This window comes from Lysinibacillus sp. GbtcB16, from assembly GCF_019091145.1.
Taxonomy (GTDB): Bacteria; Bacillota; Bacilli; order Bacillales_A; family Planococcaceae; genus Lysinibacillus; species Lysinibacillus fusiformis.
Genome location: NZ_JAGXJV010000001.1, coordinates 2,010,195 through 2,034,077, shown reverse-complemented (window position 1 = coordinate 2,034,077; position 23,883 = coordinate 2,010,195). Strand labels below are relative to the sequence as shown.

At 37.3% G+C, this 23,883-nt stretch carries 26 protein-coding genes and 1 riboswitch; of the genes, 17 read left to right on the top strand and 9 right to left on the bottom strand.

Features of this window, described 5'->3' with window-relative positions; genetic code table 11:
• Positions 1 to 80 precede the first annotated feature (80 nt).
• From KVT27_RS10350 to KVT27_RS10335, 4 genes are all read left to right on the top strand, one after another.
• Positions 81 to 917, top strand: coding sequence for a D-alanyl-D-alanine carboxypeptidase family protein (locus tag KVT27_RS10350; RefSeq protein ID WP_036148747.1), 837 nt, complete (start codon positions 81 to 83; stop codon positions 915 to 917).
• 108 nt (positions 918 to 1,025) lie between these two features.
• Positions 1,026 to 1,475, top strand: coding sequence for a GNAT family N-acetyltransferase (locus tag KVT27_RS10345; protein ID WP_036126532.1), 450 nt, complete (start codon positions 1,026 to 1,028; stop codon positions 1,473 to 1,475).
• Positions 1,476 to 1,518: 43 nt separating this feature from the next.
• The gene (locus tag KVT27_RS10340; protein WP_036126531.1) at positions 1,519 to 1,914 is read left to right on the top strand and encodes a VOC family protein; all 396 of its coding nucleotides are present in this window, start codon (positions 1,519 to 1,521) and stop codon (positions 1,912 to 1,914) included.
• A gap of 274 nt (positions 1,915 to 2,188) precedes the next feature.
• A complete protein-coding gene (locus tag KVT27_RS10335; RefSeq protein ID WP_217581260.1) occupies positions 2,189 to 3,457 on the top strand; it encodes a polysaccharide deacetylase family protein in 1,269 nt (422 codons plus the stop codon).
• Between the two features lie 202 nt (positions 3,458 to 3,659).
• Here the strand turns inward: KVT27_RS10335 and gltS are convergent, their stop codons facing one another.
• Positions 3,660 to 4,844: a sodium/glutamate symporter gene (gene gltS / locus KVT27_RS10330; RefSeq protein ID WP_217581259.1), complete on the bottom strand. Its 1,185-nt coding sequence runs from the start codon at positions 4,842 to 4,844 to the stop codon at positions 3,660 to 3,662.
• Entirely contained in the window at positions 4,841 to 5,809 is a 969-nt protein-coding gene (gene hutG / locus KVT27_RS10325) for a formimidoylglutamase (RefSeq protein WP_217581258.1), read from the bottom strand. Before hutG ends, gltS begins: the two co-directional genes overlap by 4 nt.
• A gap of 140 nt (positions 5,810 to 5,949) precedes the next feature.
• On the opposite strand from hutG, the gene KVT27_RS10320 reads away from it, so the two are divergent.
• The 5 genes from KVT27_RS10320 to KVT27_RS10300 all read left to right on the top strand — a co-directional run bounded on the left by KVT27_RS10320 (position 5,950) and on the right by KVT27_RS10300 (position 10,605).
• A complete protein-coding gene (locus tag KVT27_RS10320) occupies positions 5,950 to 6,843 on the top strand; it encodes a LysR family transcriptional regulator (protein WP_036126525.1) in 894 nt (297 codons plus the stop codon).
• A gap of 155 nt (positions 6,844 to 6,998) precedes the next feature.
• Positions 6,999 to 8,234 (top strand): acyl-CoA dehydrogenase family protein, encoded by a 1,236-nt coding sequence (locus KVT27_RS10315; protein ID WP_036148739.1) that lies wholly within the window; start codon positions 6,999 to 7,001, stop codon positions 8,232 to 8,234.
• A complete protein-coding gene (locus KVT27_RS10310) occupies positions 8,231 to 9,007 on the top strand; it encodes an SDR family oxidoreductase (RefSeq protein ID WP_208705868.1) in 777 nt (258 codons plus the stop codon). Before KVT27_RS10315 ends, KVT27_RS10310 begins: the two co-directional genes overlap by 4 nt.
• Positions 9,008 to 9,019: 12 nt before the next feature.
• Positions 9,020 to 10,063: a phosphotransferase family protein gene (locus KVT27_RS10305; RefSeq protein ID WP_217581257.1), complete on the top strand. Its 1,044-nt coding sequence runs from the start codon at positions 9,020 to 9,022 to the stop codon at positions 10,061 to 10,063.
• 332 nt (positions 10,064 to 10,395) lie between these two features.
• Positions 10,396 to 10,605 (top strand): DUF3955 domain-containing protein, encoded by a 210-nt coding sequence (locus tag KVT27_RS10300; protein WP_483307969.1) that lies wholly within the window; start codon positions 10,396 to 10,398, stop codon positions 10,603 to 10,605.
• Positions 10,606 to 10,643: 38 nt separating this feature from the next.
• Here the strand turns inward: KVT27_RS10300 and KVT27_RS10295 are convergent, their stop codons facing one another.
• A complete protein-coding gene (locus tag KVT27_RS10295) occupies positions 10,644 to 11,129 on the bottom strand; it encodes a tetratricopeptide repeat protein (RefSeq protein ID WP_036148735.1) in 486 nt (161 codons plus the stop codon).
• Between the two features lie 600 nt (positions 11,130 to 11,729).
• Between KVT27_RS10295 and KVT27_RS10290 the strand changes: the two genes are divergently transcribed.
• Positions 11,730 to 12,575, top strand: coding sequence for an alpha/beta fold hydrolase (locus tag KVT27_RS10290; RefSeq protein WP_217581256.1), 846 nt, complete (start codon positions 11,730 to 11,732; stop codon positions 12,573 to 12,575).
• A 227-nt stretch (positions 12,576 to 12,802) separates the two neighbouring features.
• Here KVT27_RS10290 and KVT27_RS10285 read toward each other — a convergent pair whose 3' ends face one another.
• The 3 genes from KVT27_RS10285 to KVT27_RS10275 all read right to left on the bottom strand — a co-directional run bounded on the left by KVT27_RS10285 (position 12,803) and on the right by KVT27_RS10275 (position 14,847).
• Complete coding sequence (locus tag KVT27_RS10285) at positions 12,803 to 13,240, bottom strand: hypothetical protein (protein ID WP_036126511.1); 438 nt, start codon at positions 13,238 to 13,240, stop codon at positions 12,803 to 12,805.
• A gap of 142 nt (positions 13,241 to 13,382) precedes the next feature.
• The gene (locus KVT27_RS10280; RefSeq protein WP_217581255.1) at positions 13,383 to 13,964 is read right to left on the bottom strand and encodes a GNAT family N-acetyltransferase; all 582 of its coding nucleotides are present in this window, start codon (positions 13,962 to 13,964) and stop codon (positions 13,383 to 13,385) included.
• A gap of 16 nt (positions 13,965 to 13,980) precedes the next feature.
• Positions 13,981 to 14,847, bottom strand: coding sequence for an AraC family transcriptional regulator (locus tag KVT27_RS10275; protein WP_036148729.1), 867 nt, complete (start codon positions 14,845 to 14,847; stop codon positions 13,981 to 13,983).
• A 263-nt stretch (positions 14,848 to 15,110) separates the two neighbouring features.
• Here KVT27_RS10275 and KVT27_RS10270 point away from each other — a divergent pair, with 263 nt between their 5' ends.
• Positions 15,111 to 15,866 carry a class I SAM-dependent methyltransferase gene (locus KVT27_RS10270; protein WP_036222113.1) on the top strand — a complete coding sequence of 252 codons (756 nt, stop codon included), beginning with the start codon at positions 15,111 to 15,113 and terminating at the stop codon, positions 15,864 to 15,866.
• Between the two features lie 48 nt (positions 15,867 to 15,914).
• On the opposite strand, the gene KVT27_RS10265 is transcribed toward KVT27_RS10270, so the two are convergent.
• On the bottom strand, positions 15,915 to 17,087 hold the full coding sequence (locus KVT27_RS10265) for a Ger(x)C family spore germination protein (RefSeq protein WP_036126502.1): 1,173 nt from the start codon (positions 17,085 to 17,087) through the stop codon (positions 15,915 to 15,917).
• A 181-nt stretch (positions 17,088 to 17,268) separates the two neighbouring features.
• Here KVT27_RS10265 and KVT27_RS10260 point away from each other — a divergent pair, with 181 nt between their 5' ends.
• Positions 17,269 to 17,646 carry a VOC family protein gene (locus KVT27_RS10260; RefSeq protein WP_150907291.1) on the top strand — a complete coding sequence of 126 codons (378 nt, stop codon included), beginning with the start codon at positions 17,269 to 17,271 and terminating at the stop codon, positions 17,644 to 17,646.
• Between the two features lie 164 nt (positions 17,647 to 17,810).
• On the opposite strand, the gene KVT27_RS10255 is transcribed toward KVT27_RS10260, so the two are convergent.
• Positions 17,811 to 18,725, bottom strand: coding sequence for a class I SAM-dependent methyltransferase (locus tag KVT27_RS10255; RefSeq protein WP_217581254.1), 915 nt, complete (start codon positions 18,723 to 18,725; stop codon positions 17,811 to 17,813).
• Positions 18,726 to 18,960: 235 nt separating this feature from the next.
• Between KVT27_RS10255 and KVT27_RS10250 the strand changes: the two genes are divergently transcribed.
• Positions 18,961 to 19,413: a hypothetical protein gene (locus KVT27_RS10250; protein WP_217581253.1), complete on the top strand. Its 453-nt coding sequence runs from the start codon at positions 18,961 to 18,963 to the stop codon at positions 19,411 to 19,413.
• 686 nt (positions 19,414 to 20,099) lie between these two features.
• Here the strand turns inward: KVT27_RS10250 and KVT27_RS10245 are convergent.
• Positions 20,100 to 20,834, bottom strand: coding sequence for a class I SAM-dependent methyltransferase (locus KVT27_RS10245; protein ID WP_036148725.1), 735 nt, complete (start codon positions 20,832 to 20,834; stop codon positions 20,100 to 20,102).
• A 208-nt stretch (positions 20,835 to 21,042) separates the two neighbouring features.
• On the opposite strand from KVT27_RS10245, the gene KVT27_RS10240 reads away from it, so the two are divergent.
• The 4 genes from KVT27_RS10240 (at position 21,043) to KVT27_RS10225 (ending at position 23,621) form a co-directional block, all read left to right on the top strand.
• On the top strand, positions 21,043 to 21,210 hold the full coding sequence (locus tag KVT27_RS10240) for a hypothetical protein (RefSeq protein WP_161785572.1): 168 nt from the start codon (positions 21,043 to 21,045) through the stop codon (positions 21,208 to 21,210).
• Between the two features lie 6 nt (positions 21,211 to 21,216).
• Entirely contained in the window at positions 21,217 to 21,750 is a 534-nt protein-coding gene (locus tag KVT27_RS10235) for a hypothetical protein (RefSeq protein WP_254636091.1), read from the top strand.
• 29 nt (positions 21,751 to 21,779) lie between these two features.
• Positions 21,780 to 22,013 carry a DUF3953 domain-containing protein gene (locus tag KVT27_RS10230; protein WP_036126491.1) on the top strand — a complete coding sequence of 78 codons (234 nt, stop codon included), beginning with the start codon at positions 21,780 to 21,782 and terminating at the stop codon, positions 22,011 to 22,013.
• A 119-nt stretch (positions 22,014 to 22,132) separates the two neighbouring features.
• A riboswitch (SAM riboswitch) is annotated at positions 22,133 to 22,236 on the top strand.
• 104 nt (positions 22,237 to 22,340) lie between these two features.
• The gene (locus KVT27_RS10225) at positions 22,341 to 23,621 is read left to right on the top strand and encodes a Na+/H+ antiporter NhaC family protein (protein ID WP_036126489.1); all 1,281 of its coding nucleotides are present in this window, start codon (positions 22,341 to 22,343) and stop codon (positions 23,619 to 23,621) included.
• The last annotated feature ends 262 nt before the right edge of the window (positions 23,622 to 23,883 follow it).

Genomic DNA, 23,883 nt, shown 5'->3' with positions numbered 1-23,883 from the left:
TTTCCTTCTTTGCTTTTATTCAAACTTAAGGAATATTCAAAATTGCCGCCTATTATAATTGTGTAGGAGGCGTTTTTTTTATGAAAAAATGGGTCTTATTTTGCTGTTTGGTTATCGTGATTTTCGTATTATATGATACAAACAAAACACAAGAGTTTGCACATCTTGAGCTACCGTCCTTACATAGTAAAAATGCTTTGCTACTTAATGAACAGGGCGATGTATTATATGAAAAAAATGCGGATGCCATCATATATCCTGCTTCATTAACAAAAATTATGACTGCTATTGTTGCAATTGAAATGACGGATGATTTACAAATGCAAACGATCGTCAAACCTCAAACAATTGCCAAATACACCGCTCAAAATGCCTCTATGGCAGGCTTTCATGCAGGAGATTTTGTCACGATTGAAGATTTGTTATACGGCACATTGCTTGCATCAGGTGCAGATGCAACGGCTACACTGGCTGAAGCCATAGCTGGCAGCGAGGATGAATTCGTCACTTACATGAACAATAAAGCACAGAAACTTGGCATGGACGCAACGCATTTTGTCAATACAAGCGGCCTACATGATGAGGCACATGTATCAAGCTTACAGGATATGAGTAAGCTTCTCCGTTATGCATTAGAAAACCCGACCTTTTATCAAATTTTTACTTCGAAAGCTTACACGACACATGTTCCAACAGAATTGCTAATAGCAAATTCATTATTTACGAGAATGCCTAGCATGGATGGAACAATTTTGGGTGGAAAAACGGGATATACGCCAGAAGCAGGGTTATGTCTAGCATCATTAATGGAAAAAGATGGACGTAAATTTCTATTCATTACGACAAATGCTCCAGGTTATGCTTGGACACCACCCCCACATATCGAAGATGCTTTGACAGCCTACGATGCTCTTTAATAGGGCATAACTCACGAATGATTGGCTATTTATGTTAAACTATACATGTTTGCAAGGAATGGAAGAAATGATCTAGCAGTTACTAAATGCTATGGAGGTAGAGTCGTAGTGAACCAACACCCATTTAAAATCATCCCATATGATCCCATATATGCGGAACAAACAGTGTTGATGTGGCGAGACAGCAAGAAACAGGCTATTGGGCAGGAAGAACAGCATAGCATGGAAAGCCACATTTATTTTTTAAACCATATATTACTTGAAGCATTTCAAATCAATTTAGCGTTCATGGATAATCAAGTAATCGGAATGATTGCTTATAACGAGAAGGAGATTAGTCAGCTCTATATTCATATTGATTATCAAGGATTAGGAGTAGGCCAAACATTATTAGACCATGTAAAAAAACAATCAAGTGGAAGATTAACGTTATTTACGTTCGAAGTAAATAAAAACGCACAACTGTTTTATGAAAAGAATGGATTTACCATCATTGGAAGAGGACATGAAAATGAAGAGAATTTACCAGATATTCAATATGAATGGATAGATAAATGAAAATTTAGCAGTTCAAAACTTTGTTGAAAAGGAGGTTATCCATTTGTCACAAGGACTTATTCACCATATAGAAATAAATGTTTCTAATTTGAAAAACACCATACATTTTTGGGGATGGTTTTTAGAGGAATTGGGTTATCAACCTTATCAGGAATGGGAAAGTGGTCGGAGCTGGAAAATAGACGACACCTATATTGTTTTTGTCCAAACGAACGAAAAGTTTATGGATATCGCTTATCATCGAAGTCGTGTAGGTTTAAATCATTTGGCATTCCACGCAAGTTCGAGGCAACAGGTTGATGCTATAACAAAGCAATTAGAAGAAAAGGGCGTTCCTATTCTTTATGCTAATAAGCATCCATTTGGAGGGGGAGAAGAGCATTACGCTGTTTATTTTGAGGACCCTGATAGAATAAAGGTTGAATTAGTAGCACCGTAATTGTTGCGCTTAAGGCAGGTTTATTCGAATTGCAACTACTAGAGGCAATCACTATTCTTTATCGAAGCAACACACATGGTACTGAAATCAACTTGATTGATGACTAGTTTTATAGAAAATAGGGTAGGAGTACTGTATCCATGCCTTTCTAACAAACTTGAATTTGGAATCTGGTTGATTATAACTATTTTCTGGTATAGACGATTCCTCTATAATTAAAGTTAAATCTTAGCAATTTACAGACATGGAAAGACATCAAGGGCGGTGTAGAATAATGAAAAAATCTTTACCTTATGTGTATGCTTTTTGCTTGACGTTTTTACTAGGCTTAATGGTAGGGCAGCTGTCAGCAAGTGCTGAAGGATCAGTGAAGATTCAAAAGATCAATAAAGATGCGGTTATTTACGAGGAGCCATCCACAAATAGCGCGGAAATCGGTGAAGTTGCGAAAGGTAGCTTCGTCCAAGTGACACAAGCAAGTAAAGGGTGGACACATATTCAAACGCCAGAGCTGGTGGGCTATGTAACATCTGACGTTTTAGTGAAGGTAAAGTCTGAGGGCTACTTAGTTATTCAGCAGGGTGGCACTACTTTATTTACGGCACCAAGTCAAAATGCTCAGCATATTGGTCAACTATATGAAGGACGCATGGTTTATGTCTATGGTACAGCACCCGGTGGTTGGTCTTTCGTCCAATATGGAGAGGATATAGGCTATGTAGCAACAATTGCCCTAAAGAAACCTGTACCAACAAAGAAACAAATTAATGCTCCAAATGGTGCTGAGTTACGCTTGACGGCTAGTCCAAATGGAGAAGTTCTAGGAACAATTGCTAATAAGATGACTGTGCAGCATTACATAACGCTGGCGGGTTGGGCTTATGTAGAAGCGGGCGACCAAAAAGGGTATGTCAAAGCTTCTGAATTAGCCAATATCCAGCTTACTAATAATAAAGTTTATAATAAAGGGGTGCCAGCACCAAAGGGTTCAAAAAAACGTGTAGCGTTAACCTTTGATGATGGACCAGATGCCAAAGTAACACCACAAATTTTAGCTACATTACAAAAATACGATGCAAAGGCAACATTTTTTATGGTAGGGAAAAATGTTGCAAAAAACGCTACAATCGTCAAGCATATCTATGATGCCGGGCATGAAATTGGCAATCATACATCCAACCATAAAAAATTAACTGCATTATCCATCGCTGGTGTCAAGCAAGAAGTAAATGGCACAAGCAATGCCATCTATGCAGCAATTGGTCAGTATCCAACTGTTTTCCGTCCACCATATGGGGCGACAAATGATCAAGTTCGTTCGGTAATGACAATTCCATCGATCCTATGGTCAATTGATACGCTTGATTGGAAGCATCATAATCCAGATAAAATTTTAGCGTATGTGAAAGCATCTGTAAAAGACGGCAGTATTATTTTAATGCATGATATCCATCAAACGACTGCCAATGGTTTAGATAATGTCCTTCTCTACTTACAAAAGCAAGGCTATGAATTTGTTACGGTTAGTGAAATTTTACAATAATATATACGACCTAAAATCTAAGTCTGATATTTTGCTGACTTAGATTTTTTTCGATGAATCCGTTCTGTGAACCTCGTATACAATAGGGGCGACGCTCAACTAGTAATTTCAGCTGTAAGAACTTTTAGAGTTGAGTTTACTTAGCGGAATAATCATAGAAAAAGCCGTACTAGTCTTTTAGAGACCAAAGTACGGCTTGTTTTTATTTAAATAAATTAATAGTTGTAATAATAATAGGAATACCAAACACATCGATTAAAAAGGCGCCTACAATTGGTACAACGAGAAAGGCTTTTTTAGAAGGACCGAAGCGTTGGACAACGGCTGACATATTGGCCATGGCATTCGGTGTTGCTCCTAGACCATGTCCTGCGAAACCAGCAACCATCACGGCCGCATCATAGTTTTTGCCGAGTAATTTAAACAAGACGAAAGTGCTAAATACAACAATAAAGAATACTTGCGCAAAGACGATGATAAATAATGGAAGTGCTAAATCTGCAATTTCCCATAATTTAATACTCATTAAAGCCATTGAAAGGAAAACACCTAATGTTACATCTCCAATTAATGAGATACTCTTCATATTGATTGCTTCTGGTTTAAATTTATCCATAATATTGCGGACTAAGACTGCAACGAACATAGCTCCTACATAGCCTGGCAAGACGAAGCCTGACGCTTCAGAGAATAATGTTCCAACATAGGTACCGACAGCCATACAGAAAGTAATTAATAAGACTTGTGTAAAGAATGAATCAGATGTAATTTGTTCATGTTTATTTTCATATTCGATTTCTTCAGCCTCTTGTTCATCGGGTGTTAAATTGTATTTACTAACTAAATATTTCACGATTGGCCCACCAATTAAACCACCAGCTACTAAACCACAAGTTGCAGCCGCAGCACCGATTGTCATTGCTGAGGAAATACCCAAATCTTCTAATGTTTGTCCAAATGCTGCTGCAGCACCATGGCCGCCTTCCATGGACACAGCACCGGCCATCATACCGATCAGAGGATGAATCCCCATTAGTGACGCAAGAGAAACGCCAATGACATTTTGCATGAGGGCAAGGAAGCCACATGCTAGCCAGTAAATTATAAGTAATTTTCCACCAAGTCTAACTAGCTTAAAGCTTGCTCCTAAGCCGATAGTTGTGAAAAACGTAATCATAAATAAACTTTGTAATGATGTATCCAGTGATATTTCTAAAGTTCCTGTAGTCTTTAAAATGGTCGCAAGTGCAGCAAACAGCAAGCCACCGACCACTGGTGCTGGAATACAAAAACGTTTTAAGAATCCAATTTTATTAATGAGAAAGCCACCTAATGCAAAGAGTGCAACGGCTAGAAACACCGTTGTAATTTGATTGATTTCGATCATGAACCTTGCCCCCCAAGTAAGTTGTTCAGTGCTTCATAGACAAAATAAGCACCTAATTTCACCGTACGTCCGTTTTCGTCTAATGACGGATTAACCTCACAAATATCAAAAGAGTGTGTATGTGGATGCGAAGTTACCTTTTGAAGAATCGTACGCACAGTTGTCGGTTCAAGTCCAAACGGTGAAGGTGCACTTACGCCTGGTGCCGATGCTGCGCTTAATACATCCATACATAATGTTAGAAGCACATAATCATGTTGATCCATATAATTTTGTAAATCATCCATTAATGGCTGAAGATTGGCCGAAGATGTCATGTCATCTTCTACTACATACTTCACTTGTAGCTCATCCGCTTTTTCGAACAGCTCTTTTGTATTGCCATAGCGTTGTATACCAACAACAAAATAATCGACATATGGGTCTTGCTCTAAAATTTGACGGAACATTGTACCAGAAGAAGGTTGCTCGTCATATGGTCGTAAATCAAAATGAGCATCGATATTGATAATGCCGATTTTCGCTTCCTTTGGTAATGCCGCACGAACACCTAAATAATGACCATACAGTGTTTCGTGACCGCCACCGAGCACGACACATTGTAATTTCTTTTGTAGGAGGGTGCTAACAACATCACCAAGCTCTCGCTGTGCCTCCTCTAGTGCGTGATTGAGACAAATGATGTTCCCTACATCAATGATTTGTTGCTCCTCCTCAAACGTCCACGGTAAACTAGAAAGTCCTTCACGTAGTGCGTTTGGTCCATTTGCTGCTCCTACTCGACCTTGATTTCGACGTACACCCTCATCGCAAATAAAGCCAACCATTGCAGCACTTTTCTTATCTGAAGCGCTTACATCATTAATCGCGATTCGTTTTACTTGTTGGTGTAAACGGAAACTGCTTTTATTTGTTGTTGAATCTATACGGCCTTTCCATTGTTTTTGATCTGTCATTGTGTACATAATCTTATCATCCCCATTGCAAATATTATTGTAGAAAAAATATTGTTGTAATTCATTATATATTCACATAATTATAATTACTAATATATAATTAATATTAATCTATAGCTTTAAACTATAAATGAGGGAGGATCACCGTATTGGATATTAAACAATTACAATATTTTATTGCTGTTTCAGAGCATATGAATTTCTCAAAAGCCGCAGAAAGACTGCATATTTCGCAGCCTTCCTTAAGCAATGCCATCAAAAAATTAGAACATGAGATTGGCACGCCCTTGTTAGACAGAAATACTAGAAATCTGCAGTTAACGGAAGCGGGTGAGGTATTATTTGAACGTGCAAAAGTTATTGTGAAAAATATGGAAGTGTTAAAAATAGAGATGGATGAAGTCGTTGTACATGGCACGAGTGAAATTACCATTGGTGTGATGGAATCAATCAAGCATTGGCTTCCTAAAGTAATTGCTAACTATAAAAAAGACTATCCGCAAATGATAATCCATTTGGTAGATATTTTAGGCAGTAAGCGTGTAAAAAAATCCTTGAAAAGCTATAAAACCCATTTAATTATTACCAATCAGCTAATGGATGATCCTGAGCTTGAAGTTAAGACCTTATATGAGGAACGTTTAGTAGCTGTTTTACCCCTACATCATCCGTTAGCGAAGAAAGAAACTTTATCGATTTCAGACATTAGTGCAGAGCCTTTTATTATAAGTACAGAGGGGTTTCAAACAAGACGTGATATTTTGAATACCTTTGAACAAGCAGGGAAGAGCATTGATATTCAATTTGAAATTGAACGTTTTGAAACGGCTGTATCTCTTGTAAGAGAAAATTTAGGGATAACCATCTTGCCAGAAAATTATTTACAAGGCCCGACAGCTAAAACCATTGTTAAAAAGGAAATTGAAGGAGCGAATCTATGTCGGAATGTGTATTTGGTGTACTTAAAAAATCGCCATTTACCTTTTGCTATCCGTCAATTACTGAAAGATGTGCTGCAATTTTTCGAAACGAAACCAATGTAAACTAATCCAATTGTTCTATACATGTTTTCCTTTTAATTAGAAAATTCATGAAATGGAATTGATTTACTAGAAAAATAGCGGTAACATTTAATGTAAGAATAAAAATGAACAATCATTCATTTTTTTCAGAGTTCAAGCAAAGGGGGTTTCTTCCAATGAATTTTTCCTATAGTGAAAAAGTTGTGAAGTTACAGGACAAGCTTACGAATTTTATGGAGCAATACATCTACCCGAATGAGGCCGTTTATGCTGCACAAATCGAGGCGATGGAGGATCGTTGGGGAGCGATTCCGCCCATTATGGATGAGCTAAAGCAGAAAGCGCAGGAAGCAGGCTTATGGAATTTATTTCTACCAGATAGTGAATATGGAGCGGGTTTAACAAATCTAGAATATGCTCCATTATGTGAAATTATGGGACGTTCTCTTTTGGCACCGGAAGTGTTTAATTGTAATGCACCTGATACAGGTAATATGGAGGTGCTAGTTCGCTATGGTTCCACACAACAAAAGAAGCAATGGCTGGAACCGTTATTGCGTGGGGAAATACGATCTTGCTTTGCGATGACTGAACCTGCAGTCGCGTCGAGTGATGCTACGAATATTGAGGCAAGTATTGAACGAGATGGCGATGAATATATTTTAAATGGTCATAAATGGTGGACAACTGGTGCTGGCGACCCGCGCTGTAAAATAGCTATTTTTATGGGTAAACATAAAGATTCAACGGCGCCTATTCATGAGCAACAATCTATGATTCTTGTACCAATGGATACGCCAGGAGTAAAAGTGGAGCGCATGTTAACGGCATTTGGCTATGATCATGCACCAGAGGGACATGGAGAGGTTACCTTTACGAATGTACGCGTACCTGTAGACAATATTTTATGGGGAGAGGGAAAAGGCTTTGCCATTGCCCAAGGTCGATTGGGCCCAGGAAGAATTCATCATTGTATGCGTCTTATTGGCGCGGCTGAACGGGCATTAGAGGAAATGTGTGTACGGGTACAGGAGCGGCATGCGTTTCATCGACCTCTAGCAGATCAAGGTGTGATGCGTGAACGTATTGCCGAGTCACGTATTGATATTGAGCAAGCAAGACTTTTAACATTAAAGGCTGCTTATATGATGGACACGGTTGGCAATAAAGAGGCAAAAGCAGAAATTGCAATGATTAAGGTAGTTGCGCCAAATATGGCACTGAGAGTTATAGACAGAGCGATCCAGGCATTTGGAGCTGCTGGTGTAGGGCCTGATACAACACTAGCTGCACAGTGGGCAAATTCTCGAACATTGCGTTTAGCAGATGGGCCAGATGAAGTACATCGTAATACAGTTGCCAAGCTGGAATTAAAAAAGCACGCGAAAAAACATAAGGAGCTGGTGAAATGACTGTAATGGAGTTATTTAGCTTACAGGGGAAAACAGCCATTGTGACAGGCGGGGGACGTGGACTCGGTGCACAAATTGCCCAAGGCTTTGCCGAGGCTGGAGCCAATGTTGTCTTATGCTCGCGAAAAGTGGAAGCATGTGAGGAGGTCGCTACAGCTCTTGAAAAATTAGGGGTTCAAACATTAGCGTTAGCCTGTGATGTGACAAAACCAGAGGATATTGCCGATGTTGTGGCACAAACGATGACTACGTTCGGCAAAATTGATATTTTAGTCAATAACAGTGGGGCCTCATGGGGAACACCTGCTATCGATATGCCGTATGAAGCCTGGCAAAAAGTATTTGATGTCAATGTGAATGGAACATTCCTAATGAGCAAAGCAGTCGGCAAAATCATGTTAGAGCAGAAAAGCGGAAAAATTATTAATATTGCTTCCATCGCAGGGCTTGGTGGTACACTACCTGCATTTATGGATACCATTGCCTATAATGCCAGCAAAGGGGCTGTTATAACATTAACGAAGGATTTAGCCGTCAAATGGGGACCTCATGGTGTCCATGTCAATGCCATTGCCCCTGGGTTTTTCCCAACAAAAATGTCCAATGTATTAATTGAACGTGGTCAAGATTATTTGATGGGCGCTACACCATTAAAACGACTTGGCTCCGAAAATGATTTAAAGGGTGTGGCGTTATTTCTAGCATCGGCAGCATCAGATTATGTGACAGGGGATGTCATTGTTGTTGATGGGGGCATGAGCTCCATTATTTAAAGGAGGGATAAGATGGATACAATGCAAGTAAGGGCAAGTGAACGCCTAGATGTAGACAAATTGCGCGCATTTTTAGAAAGCCATTTTTCTGAACTACCGCAGGGGCAATTGGAAATTTCACAATTTAGTGCTGGTCATTCCAATTTAACATATTGCTTGAAAATAGCTGATTTTGAAGTGGTCCTTCGTAGACCGCCACTTGGCCCAGTTGCCAAGAAGGCCCATGATATGAAGAGAGAGTTTACCATTTTATCGGCCTTGCATCCATTTTTACCTGTGGTTCCAAAACCTTATGTTTATGTGGAGGACCGAGACATTATTGGCAGTGATTTCTTTTTAATGGAGCGAAAAAATGGTATCGTCCTCGATACCTTTTTTCCAAAAGGAATAAAACCGACGGAGGAACTAGCCCGTCAACTGTCTGAAAAAATGGTTGACTCATTAGTAGCACTCCATGCAATTCCTTATGAGAACACGCCGTTACAGGACATGGTGAAGCCTGACGGATTTATGGAACGACAGGTACATGGTTGGATCGAGCGCTATGATAAGGCTAAAACAGCAGAGTATGCTGAAGTAAAAGCTTTAACAGATTGGTTAAAAAAACATATTCCTCATAATGAGGAGGCAACCATTATTCACTACGACTATAAATTGAATAATGCTATGTTTTCTGAGGACTACTCCGAAATGATTGGTTTATTTGATTGGGAAATGACCACAGTAGGGGATCCACTTGCTGATGTAGGTGTCGCAATGAGTTACTGGATGCAAGCGGATGATCCAAAAATGCTATTACATGCACTAGGCGACCCACCTGTTACGGTATTGCCTGGATTTTATACCCGTCAGCAATTTATGGAACGCTATGCTGAAAAAAGTGGGCGAGATATGTCAGACATTCAATATTACTGTACATTTGCCTATTTCAAATTAGCAGTCATTTGTCAGCAAATCTATTATCGTTATGCGAAAGGGCAAACCCAGGATGATCGCTTCGCTCAAATGGATAAAATGGTCGCTGCCTTAATAAAACAAGCTTCAGCTTCTATTTAACCGTTTGAAAAACAGTTACTTTTCGTTGAAGTAGCTGTTTTTTTATAATCGTATAACAGATTATCCGACACTAGGTTATATAATTATTGAATGCCAGTCGCACAAAAATGATTCAAATAACTCAACTACCACACGTAAAAGAATTAAGAGAGATAGAATGTATGTTCTTGGATTATATCATTTTGTTAAAACTGAAAACAATAATGATTTATTGTTTTTCGATAAAAAAATATTGACTTAAGATGTGTTGGGGATTATTATAGCTATAGCAAATCAGACGATATGCTTAAATGGATCACTTACAATAGACAAATTATATGGAGGAAAAGATGATGAAGAAATATTTATTAGCAACAATACCTATGATGATAGGTGTTTTATGTTTATTTATAAAAGGAATTCTTGGCGATGAGGTACTAGCAAACGGAGTAATTGTGGAGAAGAACTTCTTTTTAATCCCATTGAGCTATTTATTTTTCTTTAGCAGTATACTAACATTGATCTTTTTTTCAACGCTTAAAAAACAAAATATCGCAAAATAACGCAAAAAACAGGCTTTTCATAGAAGCCTGTTTTTTTGTTAAGACCATGTTTGATCTAGCTTGTCACTGTAATAATGAATAGCTTTTTTGTAATCCTTAATGCCCTGATGGTTGGTTGTGCTGACTAATGTATTCAATAATGTTTCCATAGATTTTGCATGTTCACCAAGATTATAAAGTGTCATGGCATAAAAAACCTTTACATGCTCGGCTTCAGGAAATTCGTGTATAGCTTGTTCCAATGTCCGTTTTGCTTGTTCGTACAGCCCCAATGTCCGATACGTGCTCCCTAAACCTAGATAGGCATCCACTAAAATAGCTGGCTCCAATCCTAATTGAATGGCTTTTTCATAGTGGGGAACAGCTTCCTTTTCTTGTCCTAAAGAATCGTAGGTCCAGGCACATTGAAATTGATAGTAAGCATTTTCAGGTTCTTCTTTGACCAATGCCACCATTAATTGGTTGGCTTCCTTAAGCTGGCCATTTTCTCTTAATGTTAGAACTTGCTCTAATTGTTTATCCATTGATTAAGCCCCTTGTTTGTAATGTTTCGCATCATATGGGTTATCGTTCAAAAAAATTTTTTCGACAGCTGCTCGAAAGATTCAGCCAATAATTGCATTGTTCCATGATCACAAAGGAAAATCTTGCCTGATGAGTCCATAAAAATGGGGTTCCCTCCACCATCCAATTGAAATGACATAGCTAGTTGAAGAAAGGACTCACTGAATGGTTGACGAAATGCCAGTGTTAAATCGATGACTGTTTCATTTCCATACTGGAACGACTAGAAAAAGCATGTACTGCACGTAATCCTTATTGAATTGTACACCGAGCCTCTGTTGAGCATAGATAATTTCTTCCTCATCTATCATGTATGGTGTTCCTTATTGAGTAGAAATACCTTCAAACGTTCTAATAAACTTTCTTTCATTTCCTCCCACCCTTTTTTAGATGCTTCCCTTATTATATAATCAATAATTTGCTAGAAACCAGTAGTAATGGTATTGTTTGTGTAAAAGTAAATCCATGAGGTGAATAGAATGCTAGAGCGTTCGATGGAAAAGACACGGGAATGCAAAGAGGAAAGGGAGTGATAGATTAATAAGAAAAGAGGATATAAAATGACAAGAGACCAAAAGATTATTTGTGACGGATTTGAATTGCACTATTGTATAAAGGGACAGGGTGAGCCTATTTTAGTCGTAGGAAGCAGTGTGTATTACCCGCGATTGTTCTCAGAAAACCTTTCCCAGCATTTTCAGCTTATTTTTTTAGATCATCGTGGATTTGTGAAGCCTCCTCGTCCTTTAAAACAAGAGGATTATACTTTAGAGAAAATTGTCGATGATATTGAACAAGCTCGACAATTGTTAAAGTTGGAACATTTCATTATTTTAGGGCACTCAGGGCATGCATTTATGGCGATGGCGTATGCTAACACATACCCTCAGCATGTTCGGAAGGTGATTCTATTAAATACAGCTACAACAAATAGCCAAGAAAGACAACAGCAAAGTCTGTCCTTTTTTGAGGCTAATGCCAGTGTCGCGCGAAAAAAACAATTTGAACGAGATATTGCTTTCTTAGCGCAGGATTTAAAGAAGGAACCTGAACGACGCTTTGTTCATATGTGTATTCGCATGGGCGCACATAGTTTCTATGATTATTCGTTTAATGCTACAGCTATGTGGGAAGGCGTTTATACGAATATGGAAGTCATAGATTATCTGTGGGGAAGAGCTTTCGCTGAGCAGGATCTTTTACAACTAACTCGATCTTTCCCTAAACCAGTTTTTGTTGGACTAGGTAGATATGATTTCTTAGTTGCCCCTGTTTCATTATGGGAGGCAATAGAGGATACTTCTCAGGTTAAGAAAGTTATATTTGAACAAAGTGGTCATAACCCTATGTTTGAAGAGCCAGAGTTATTTGATGAACAGCTCATTAGTTGGATAAACGAAGGATAATTTTTTAAAACTTAGAGCAGTAGTTGGTAACATGTATATGTTATCATACTGCTCTTTTTTCATGTAGAAATAAGAAGGGGGTAGCCGTTAACGGTGAAAATCTTTCGCCCTTTGGTTAGATAGGGGAGTCCAATCATTCGTTGTACACCTGCTGATCACCAGAAATCTAAGTAGATGAAAGATCATGATTAAACAACAGGCTACTTTCAAAGGGAAGAGCCCATGCACTAGCTTGCCGTATTCGTTTTGCTTATAGCATTCACTTGCTGGCAGTCAATAATAACGGGTCTAGCCATGTCATCGATTTGAAGGAAAAAGGCACAGCAGCTATGTGGATCGAGATAGATAAAGTAAATACCGCAAAAACAATGGCCATCAGAAAGATAGACATCTACTAATGTCCCTGGGTCAAAACATTCTAACTGACTACAAATACAGCCTTCACAATGTTTTTTATCTTTATTTCTTACGTGGCTCTCCGACTGTTTATTCCCATCCTGAGAACTATTATAATACTTGATGCGATATGAATCTTCTTCTGCCATATCATCCGTGCCATAATAGTAACCTGTGCAATAGTTCTTCGAGTCACAATAGCATTTAGAAAATTTATGATAATTATTTAAATTTCTATCCAATCGTGTTAAATATCGATTTTCATCCATTTTTGAAACGCTCCTTTATGGTTTAAATGTTAATTCTAGCGCTAGTCTTCTATTTCTAATCTATGTAAAAGAGCTATCTTGAGTTGGTATTCTGTCCATCTACTTGTCAGATAAAAGAAAAAGCTAGACTCCTAAATAGAGTCTAGTCTTTTGAATGGTTTACATAATCTTCTTTCAGAAATCCATATATTTCTAGATCAACAACGCCTTTGCCGGACCATAATGTTGCTTGTCGTAATAAACCTTCTTTTATAAAACCATTCTTTAGTAGTACTTTTTTCGAGGGCTCGTTTAATGGCATGACTTCAGCTTGAATTCGATTCACCTGAACCTCCTCTAATAAATAGTTCACGACCATTTCAACGGCCTTCGTAGCAATGCCCTTTCCCCAAAAATCTTCCGCTAAGTAATATCCAATTGTCACCATATTTACTTTTTGATTAAAGTCCATAGCCTCAATAATACCCACTAATTTCTCGCTTTGGGACGCTTCAAAAATACCCCATTTTATTCTACTTTTCTTCTTAAAGTCTCTTTCAAAATGCTCAATCATTTTTTGTACGGTTTGATAGTTGTGTTTTGGGATAATACCACAAAACTCGAAAACCTTTGTATTATCATAAATGGCAAACAACTCTTCTACATGAGACGCTTCTATTTTCTTCAATAGTAGACTAGACGAATGTAGCAGAGGGAATTGAGTAAAAACCTTTTCAATCATCATTTTTTGGCTTCCTTTCTTAACCTTTAATAGGAATGTAAATTTTCATTTTCATATTATGTGGATAGATAGATTGCATAACATCTGTTATTTCGAAATCAGGACCCCTATCTCTTTCGTAATTAGAGTTAGGCAACCATACCCCGTAAATGTAACGTCTTGTATTCTGTATACCTTCTGCACTACTATTCAAGATAAATTCAGCATATTGACCAGCAGGTAATTCTACATGGATAAACTCTTGCTGAACACGCTCCTCAAATACTCGGACTTCCTCACCAACAACAAAAGAAAACTCACCATTCTCCTGAAAGTTTGTAGAGATTCCATAGGCCATATTAGGTGCCACTTTTTGTGAAATACGTTCATAATAGTGCTGGCGACCAAAATCATGATAAAAGCCTGGAATTTCAGCATAATACCTCTCATCTTGTAATGATGTTTGATAGGGATGGCCGGTGATTAATTTTTTTCCTACAGGTACGATTTTTGGTTTTTGCATAGGGAGCTCACCATCCATTTTATAATCCAAAAAGTTTATTTTGTTTTGTAAGGGTATAGAATTTGCACTCTTTCTATACTTAGCCGGTGATATCCCAAAGTATTGAACAAAAGCCCTTGTAAAAGCTTCTTGAGAACCATATTGAAAGTTAATCGCCACTGCAAGTATAGCTTGAGAGGTTGTTATTAATAGAACGGCCGCTTCAGAAAGCCTTCTATTACGAATATACTGCTGTACGGAAAATCCAGTTATCGCCTGAAACAGTCGTTGAAAATGGAAGGCTGAACAGTACGACTGCGAAGAAATATCTGTGATCGACATTTTTTCTTGTAAGTTATCCTCTATATAGTCTATAGCGTTTTGTATTCTTTCAAAATAATCCATACGATCATCCTTTCTTATTCTCATCGTACCGTTTACATGGAAATATTTTTTGATAATTTCTGCTAATTTGTACAATATAGTGGACTGAAAACGAAATCAATAGAAATATTGAAATGAATTACAAAAATAGGTATAATTTATTTAAATTTACAAGAAAGCGAGTGATCCATAATGATAGTCAGCTCTAATTTTCCATTAAATAATATGAAGGTGTGGAAGAATTAAAAGGGATTTTTCTTCCGCAAATAATCGGAGGAGACAATATGTATAGTAATTATGGACCGTTATGTACGGAACTTTATGATTTAACAAAACCAGTAGGATATTCTATTGGCGGGGATATTGAATATTATAAGGAACGTTTACAGGGACTAACAGGTAAGGTTCTTGAGGCGGGTGTCGGCTCAGGTCGTTTCTATATTCCTTTCATGGAGAGTGGTTTTGATGTAGAAGGGATTGACAATTCTTTAGAAATGCTGGCGTCCTGTCGTAAACGATGTCTCGATAGAGGACTTACACCCGTTCTTTATGAAGGCGATGTTTGCCATTTTACAGTAGATCAACAATATGACGCTATCATCATGCCAGCAGGATCTTTCTGTTTAATAGAAAATTATCAAGATGCCGTGTCAGCTTTAACAAATATGTATCATCACCTTGCTCCAGGCGGACGCATTCTATTAGATTTAATCGTACCGACAGACTGGAAAACTGGAGAAATTACTACAAGTTATCATCCAACCTCCGAAGATGTAGGGATCTCGATTGAGAGGAAATCGATTGCGATCAACTGGATGGAGCAGTATACTTTATCAGTTTTAAAATATGAGAAATGGCAGCGTGGTACATTGATTGATACAGAGCTACAAAAATTTTTATTACGCTGGTACGGTCTAGAGGAATTTAAACTGCTTTTACAAAGCATAGGCTTTTCGGATATTACATGCTCTGCTAATTACACATTTCAGCAACAGCCTGATGAAGCTTCATCATTTATTACATTCGAAGCTTCACGTTAATTAGCAATGACCAGCACTCTCAAGGAGTGTCTGGTCATTTTTAATTGTTTAATCTACTTTTAATTTTCTAGCTGTACCAATACCTTTTGTTTTCACATTTACCTCAATTTGCACCGGTAGATTAGGGTAAAGCGTGTCCCAATCTTTTTTGATACGTTTCCATGCTTGGTGGTCTTCACGATGAAGTACCTCACTAAACTTTAAAATATCAGCTTGATAGGTTTTTTGAATCGTATGCAGTGTTTGTTCTAAATTTTCTTGAACTAATTTACTTGTTTCTTTATTAATAACATCAATCGTTTCGGGCTTTGTTATATCGATTGGGCAACTTATTTCCGCTATATTTTGTTCAAGATCAACCTGAATATGGATGGAGGGTTTGTCATTTTTTATGCTGCCAGTAACTTTTGTAGAGGAATTTAAAACCTCTGCTGATATTTTCCCCTTTTCCGAACAAGGCACTTTTTGAACGGTCCCTTTTATATGGTTGTGTAAGAAATTGTAGTATTTGCTTTCTTCCTCTGTTAAGAAGCCTATAAGCTTATAGTTTTTAAAAACAGCAAGTCCACTGTATTTTAAATTGGCGGGGCTATCCATTTTTTCTATATTGGAGCTATTTTTTCCGGCATCTGCATCTCCAAGTATATGAATGGAGGGCAGAACAGCACTATGATCAATACTCCCTAAAGACTCGATCAAATCGTCTAAAATCACTGATTCCGTGGTTCCCAGTACATCCTCAGAGTCCTTTAAGGATTTTAACATTTTACTGGCAGGAATATCTTCTAATGGTGTTAAAATACTTAAAATATCTTGCGCTGTTGATTCATGAGCAACAATAATATTAAAATCGCTTCTTCCCTCAGGGTCCCTTTGAAATAAATCTAATATACTATTCATACCATATTCAGCCATCTCTTCACCAATAATAATAACTTGAGCATGTGCATAATAAGGTTTCCTTGGCGTCAGTGTTGTTAATTTTCGGATGGCTTCAAATAAGGTTCTCCCTTTTGCGTGATAGGTAAAAACAGGGACTTGAAAGCTTGTGGAATTTTTCGGCGCAATTTGACTCGGGTTAACAATTTGAACGGAAATTTCTATGAATTCGTCCGTTTTATCGACTCCAACAGCTGTGACAATGGCTAATTCATTTAACTCCCGCTTATTCCAACACCCAGTTAACAACAAAACGACTAGAAGTAGGAGAAAAAATGACACCGTGTGTTTAATATTGGCACCTCCTCTAGGAAAAGGGCAAAGACATTTCCGATACTAATTAGGATAAGCAAATAATAGGAAAACTAAACAAGAAGAAATGTAAGGGTGAAATTTTTTAGAGGACATTTAAGTTTATATACAGAAAAAGTATAGCAATCATTTTAAAAAGGAGGAAAAAGAGATGCAATCATTATTACATGGAGTAGAGGCCATTTTTATCCCGATAAAAGACCCTCAATTATCAGCTAAATGGTATGAGGAAAAGCTTGGATTTAAGCTTTTATATATAGAAGAAGACGCAGCGGTCATGAAAATAGCCGAACGTTCTGCTACGATTGTATGCTTAGTAAAAACGGAAAATCATCAACCATTACATTTCCCAGATAATCATTTTGGGGTAGGGAAATACTACAATTTTCTTTCTTCATCAATTGAAGAGACCTACCATTCACTAGTGGAGCAACAAGTGAACGTAAATCCTCTGGGAGGAGAAGGGCAAACAAAGTTTTTCACCTTCTATGATTTAGATGGAAATCCATTAGGGGTTTGCCAATCATAAGCGGGTCACTGTTATAAACAGTGACCCTAGTAACAAATCTAGGAGGTGTAAGGCTAATTAGCTTTACACTACTATCATATACACAATTATTATATTGAAATAGTTAATTGCCTGGGAAATAGATAGAAAATTGAGAATTGTTTTAAAAATGAATGGATTACATCTTATTTTTTAACCATGTGCATATAATGGATCGTTTCAAAAGCTGATAGATAATCTGTTCGATGCTGGAAATAAAGCTGTTGAATTGTAGATGGAGATAGATGTTCATAAATAAGTAGATCTGATTGAGCTACCATCTTCTCCATTTCCTCATGACGATAGCACGATTTCATGGGTTCACCACCAGCGGCCGCCATCTTCACCATATGATCTACTCTGTTAGAGATGCCTTTTTCACTAAATAACGATTCATCAGCATAGTCCAAGACAAGGGAACTACCTGCTGGAACTAGCGCAAACAGATGGTCTAATAAGCTAGCCAGTTCTTCTTTCGTTAAATAGTAGGAGACACCTAAGAGACTAAAAAATGTTTTCTTATACTGAAAGCCTTGATCTAAAAGAGGTTGACTATGAAATTGCTTCGTAAAATCCATCGCTATAAAATGTACATTATTGATGGGACTGATTGACGCTTCTTGTAATTTTTGTTTTTTGAATGCTTGTGTAGTTGGGAAATCAACCTCAAATATTTCTAATACACGTTCTAAATGGGGGTGTCGATAAGCGAATGTATCCAAACCAGCACCCAAAATAACATATTGCTCAACACCGAGCTGTATTTCGTTTTGTAAGACTCTTTCACAGTATGCAGCACGTGCCAAGGGAGTCGGCGCTAGTTGAACTTGCGTAATCCATTTTAATAATTTTCTCGAATCGCCTTTATATTTTTCGGCAATTTCCTTATTAAAAAATTCAATACCTTGCACCATATTGTCTTCAATGCTCTGAAATTCATCCTTAGAGATTAATTCCTGTGCTAGATAATCATCAAATATTTTCGGCGTATCAAATTGGCTATGGTAGGCTCTGCTAAAGGCAGCTATTAATGAAGTTATACTAGATTCCTGCTTCTTCATCCGAACACTCCTCAATAAAAAAATAGGATTCCCCTGGCCAGGAGAATCCTATTATATAAGATAATATTTTAAATGTAAATTATAGCATAAATAACTTTTTTTGTCAAGTTTTTATCTATGGTTAACAATTTGAATGGTGATTTTTTAAATGGTGAAATAATATCTAATTAGGTATTATTTGTAAGTGGAGGTGAGCGCTCTGAACATATGGAAATTACTCATTTTACTTGTACTGATGATTGAATTTGCCCTAATTGGTAGCGACAACATCTCTACAAATACATCGGATGAATTTGATGCAAGTAAACGAAAAGATTCCCAGCTACAAGAAAGAGTATTGGCCAGGACAAGCACTGAGGAAATGGACATGCATCATAGACTTCCACTGAATTATGTAGATGCTACAACTGCAAATGGTGAATTTCATAACTCTTTTTACAGCAAACATTCTCCACACGAATTTGATATTCACTATGATATAAAGAATAAGGGGACACAACCATTTAGCTTAAAAATTTATAATGCAGATGCCAAACTATGGGCTCAAAAACACGTAAATGCAGGAGCAAAATATTCAACGATACTAGAAAAGGGTAGCTATACGATGTCAGAAGGGGTGTATAGCATTTCCATCACTACTGCTGATGGGGCAGGTGTATTTGATTTTGCCATTCAAATAATCGATTAAAATATTTTTAAATTTTATGTAACTTATTGCAACATCAACCGTCTACCTTATTAGTAGAATACAAAAAACTAAAGCAAGCTAGTAACATTCACTTTTCACAAAAAGACCAGGATTCACTTATTTCGTGACTTCCTGGTCTTTTTGTGCGGGTAATCTTATTTTTTATGAAAAATAGGACAAATAATGAAACCTTTTAGCTGTTTATTCGTATTCATAAATGAATCTAAAGCTAAGCAATATTAATTAGTAAGATTCACTTTCACTTAAAAGGCTAGAACTTACATAATTTATGTAGGTATCTAGTCTTTTTTGTTAGATTCCTACTTGCAAAATAAATAGGACATGAGTACCTCGTATGCTCGAAAAAACATAAATTCCTACCAAAAATTGAATGGAAAATATTTTAACTTGTTCCACGCCTCAACTTAGCGTAGTATTAATACGAATCAAAACTAAGTAAATTAGTAAGATTCACTTTCACAATAAAACCAGGCGCTCTTCTATGAGGAGCATCTGGTTTTTTGTTTTATCTAAGATTTTCAGAGATTTAATTTATAGGACAATCTAGCCCTCTATCACCACTACTAGTATTTGGCAGGCATTATGCTGCTGTAGCGATGCTGCCTCATAGAATATGAAGCAACGAAATGTGCTAATGTGACAGATATAATCACACGGATAAACGCTTATTTTTTCTCTGCCACTATCATTAAAAACATAGGTCTTCGTAGTTCATCTTGCATACCTGGGATAGTTTGTAGCATTTCCTCAGATGGCATAGGTTCCTTCACGGCACGTATTGTAAATCCAGCCTGTATTAGATCATTCATATAAGTCGATAATGTACGGTGATATTTAATGACATTTTCGGTAAGGAAGGTTGTTTCGCGTATGCCTTCTGTTTGATAATGGTCCACTGGCCAATGTAGTCGGTTTCCTTGTTCATCATTGTACCAATCCTGTTCATGGCGGGATGTGAAAATAGGGTGCTCCACTGAAAAAACGAAAGATCCGCCAGGTTTTAAATAGGTATAAACCTTTTTGCATAGTGCTTCAAAGTTTTGTAAATAGTGAATAGCTAAGGAACTTAATACAACATCAAATTGAGAAGCGGAAAACTGAATGTCCTCAATCGGTATTTTCAAATAGGAAATAAAAGGATCATCCGTTTTTTCCTGAGCTTTTTCCAGCATTTTTTCAGATATATCTACACCAATCACTGATTTTGCCTGTTGTGCGCGCGCATATCGACAATGCCACCCGAAGCCACATCCTAAATCAAGCACGTGTTTATTTTTCAAATCAGGTAAAAGTGTTTTTAATACATGCCACTCTCCTGCAGCGTCCAGCCCTTGAACAGAACGTGGCATTTTTTCGTAAGCAGAAAAGAATTGCATATCATCATATTTATTTTGCTTCATCGTTTAAACATCTCCTATAGATTAAAATAGCCTCCTACATACGCTTGGTTACCTAGGAGGCTAGCTATCTTCTTCTAACCATGGTTTTCACCCCTATAATTGCTTTTCAAAACCATTCAAGAATACATAAAAAGTAAAGTACAAAAAGAGTAATCCTGAAATAAACGAAACTATTTGCATAAGCCTTTTCCCCATTATTTTACCACCGATGCTATTTAAATATGAAAGGATTAAAACGGTAATAAATCCGAAGAAGAAGGGAAGTAAGCTTTCAATAGCTCAATGTCCAGTTGTACCTACTATACTTCCACCAACCGTTGCGAACCAAACGATTGCAGTCAGTGCAGAAACTACTAGCCAAACACCAATCGGTTGATGTCTAGTGGTGGATTTTCTGAGTGAACTGAATTTGACAGATGATTGTTTTAATGGGTATTATTGGATTTTGAAAGTTGTATCTATCAATATTGAAATGGTGATAGCTTTAAAGGTCACTATGGAGGATAAAAAGAAAATGAATCAATCAAAAAAATTAATCGGTCTTATAGTCATTGTGTTTTTTTGTGCATTTGTTAGTTTTACCCTGTATAGATGGGTTCGTTTCGGAATAATTGATGGGGGTTCTATAATAATTAGCTTTATTTCCTTATCCTTTTTATTCAATTGGCTGAATTCGGGTAACCATAACGGTATTAAAGAAGATAAAGATGAACTAGATAAACATATTGAAGCACACAGTGCCAAGATTGGCTATTATGCTTTAATGATCGTAGCTTGTTTAATTTTATTTGTATCAGAGGGTGTATCCAATTTAAATGACATGAAAAATTATCCCTTGATTTTAGTTGTTGGGCTTGCATTTGTCATCGCACCCATCATAGAATTTTTTTATTCTAAAAAGGTTAGATACTGTTAGTATCGTTCAAGCAAAAAGGGGGAATCGTTTTGTTAAAAACAGTACAAATTATTTTATCAATAATAGGCATCACGCTTTCCATTTACGGATTTATGACACATGATTATCGGTTAAACTTTTTAATGATCCTTTTTCTAGGTTTATTTATGTTAACATTAGGAATTAATGAATTTCGGAGAGAGAGAAAATTATATGGTTGGTTTTTAGTCGGGGCATTTATATTTTCGGTCTATGTGTCCATTCAAAGCTTCATATTCGTATAAAAAGTTGAATTTCGCACTTGATGATAGTGCTGTAAATTTTTCACAATTAAAAACATGTTGCAATTATGGATGTTTTATTTTAGTATTTTAATATTGTGTCAAAAATATAATATTTTTTCTTCTTATCAAGAGAGATGGAGGGACTGGCCCGATGAAATCTCGGCAGCGGAACTATTAAGTTACTGTGCCAAATCCAGCAAGCAATGTTCTTGATAGATAAGAGGAGCGTTTTAACTATAAGGCCTCTTCTTGTTATTTCAAGATGAGGTCTTTTTTATGGTGAAAAAATAAAAAATATGGCTAATTTTTAATTTTTGGAGGTAGACAATGAAGAAAGAGAATCCATGGGCGCTAATCCCATTTGTTATTTTTATGATTTTATTTATTGGTTCAGGGATTATAATGGGTGATTTTTATGCCTTTCCTGTCATTGTAGCCATCAGCATTTCGGGTGCTGTAGCTCTAGCCATGAATCGAAAAGAATCGTTTTCCCGAAAGGTTGATATTTTTTGCCAAGGTGCTGGAAATTTAAATGTCATGCTGATGGTTATTATTTTTCTATTAGCAGGGGCATTTTCAGAGGTAGCGAAGGGGATGGGGGCTGTAGATTCCACTGTTAACTTTGCTTTATCGGTTATACCGCAAAACCTGCTTGTCGTAGGCCTATTCATCATTGCCTGCTTCATCTCTCTATCCATGGGCACATCAGTGGGGACGATTGTTGCGCTGGCGCCAATTGGAGTTGGGATAAGTGATCTTACGGAGCTACCTATTGCTTTAGTGATGGCAGCGGTTGTAGGCGGTTCGATGTTTGGTGATAATTTATCTTTTATTTCAGATACTACTATTACCGCCGTTCGTTCACAAGGCGCGCAAATGAAGGATAAATTTAAGGTCAATTTTTGGATTGTATTGCCGGCAGCTTTTCTTACAAGTATTATTTTAGGGTTTATGACATCCGGGGGGACAGCCCAAGTAGAGCATCTAAGCTATAATTGGATAAAAATTATTCCCTATGTTTTAGTTATTATTTTAGCGTTATCTGGAATGAATGTTTTCCTCGTTCTTGCATTAGGGATTGTTCTCGCCGGTGCTGTTGGCTTAGCAGATGGCAGCTATCACATAATGAGCCTTATACAAAAGATTGGTGAAGGAATGGAAGGGATGTATGAAATCGCCTTTCTGGCTATATTAATAGCTGGAATGGTGGAGGTTATTAAATTTAATGGGGGAATTGACTTTTTACTCCGTCTTGTAACGAGCAGGATTAAATCGCAGAAGGGTGCTGAATTTGGTATAGCTGGTCTTGTGGGTCTAACTAATTTATCTACGGCCAATAATACAATTGCTATTCTAATTGCGGGGCCGCTTGCCAAAAATATTGCTGACCAGTATGAGATTGAGCCGAGAAAGTCCGCAAGTATTTTAGATATTTTCTCCTGTACAGTCCAAGGTCTTCTACCATACGGAGCCCAATTCCTTGTAGCCGCAAGTGTAGCCAAAATTTCGCCAGTGAGTATCTTGCCGTACTCTTTCTACCCAATTCTTATTGGTATTTGTGGTATGATAGCGATATTCATTGGGTATCCGAAAAAAAAGAAAGCCTAAACTTTACATTCAGACAGTAGACAAAAGCCATCGAGTAGTTTGATATGCTCCCTATTAGGTAGACAGATTAAAAAATAAAATCTGTTTATCTAAGGGGAGCATTTTTTGTGGTGCAGTTAATATCTACCCCTAATTGGAACGAAGGGCGGGAAGCAGTTGGACCCCGCTCATGAAAAGCGCCCACCCATAGTGGAAATGAACGGCTTTACTTTATTTTAAAGTTAATAAATTTCAATAAGAACCAAACAATAAACGCTAATGG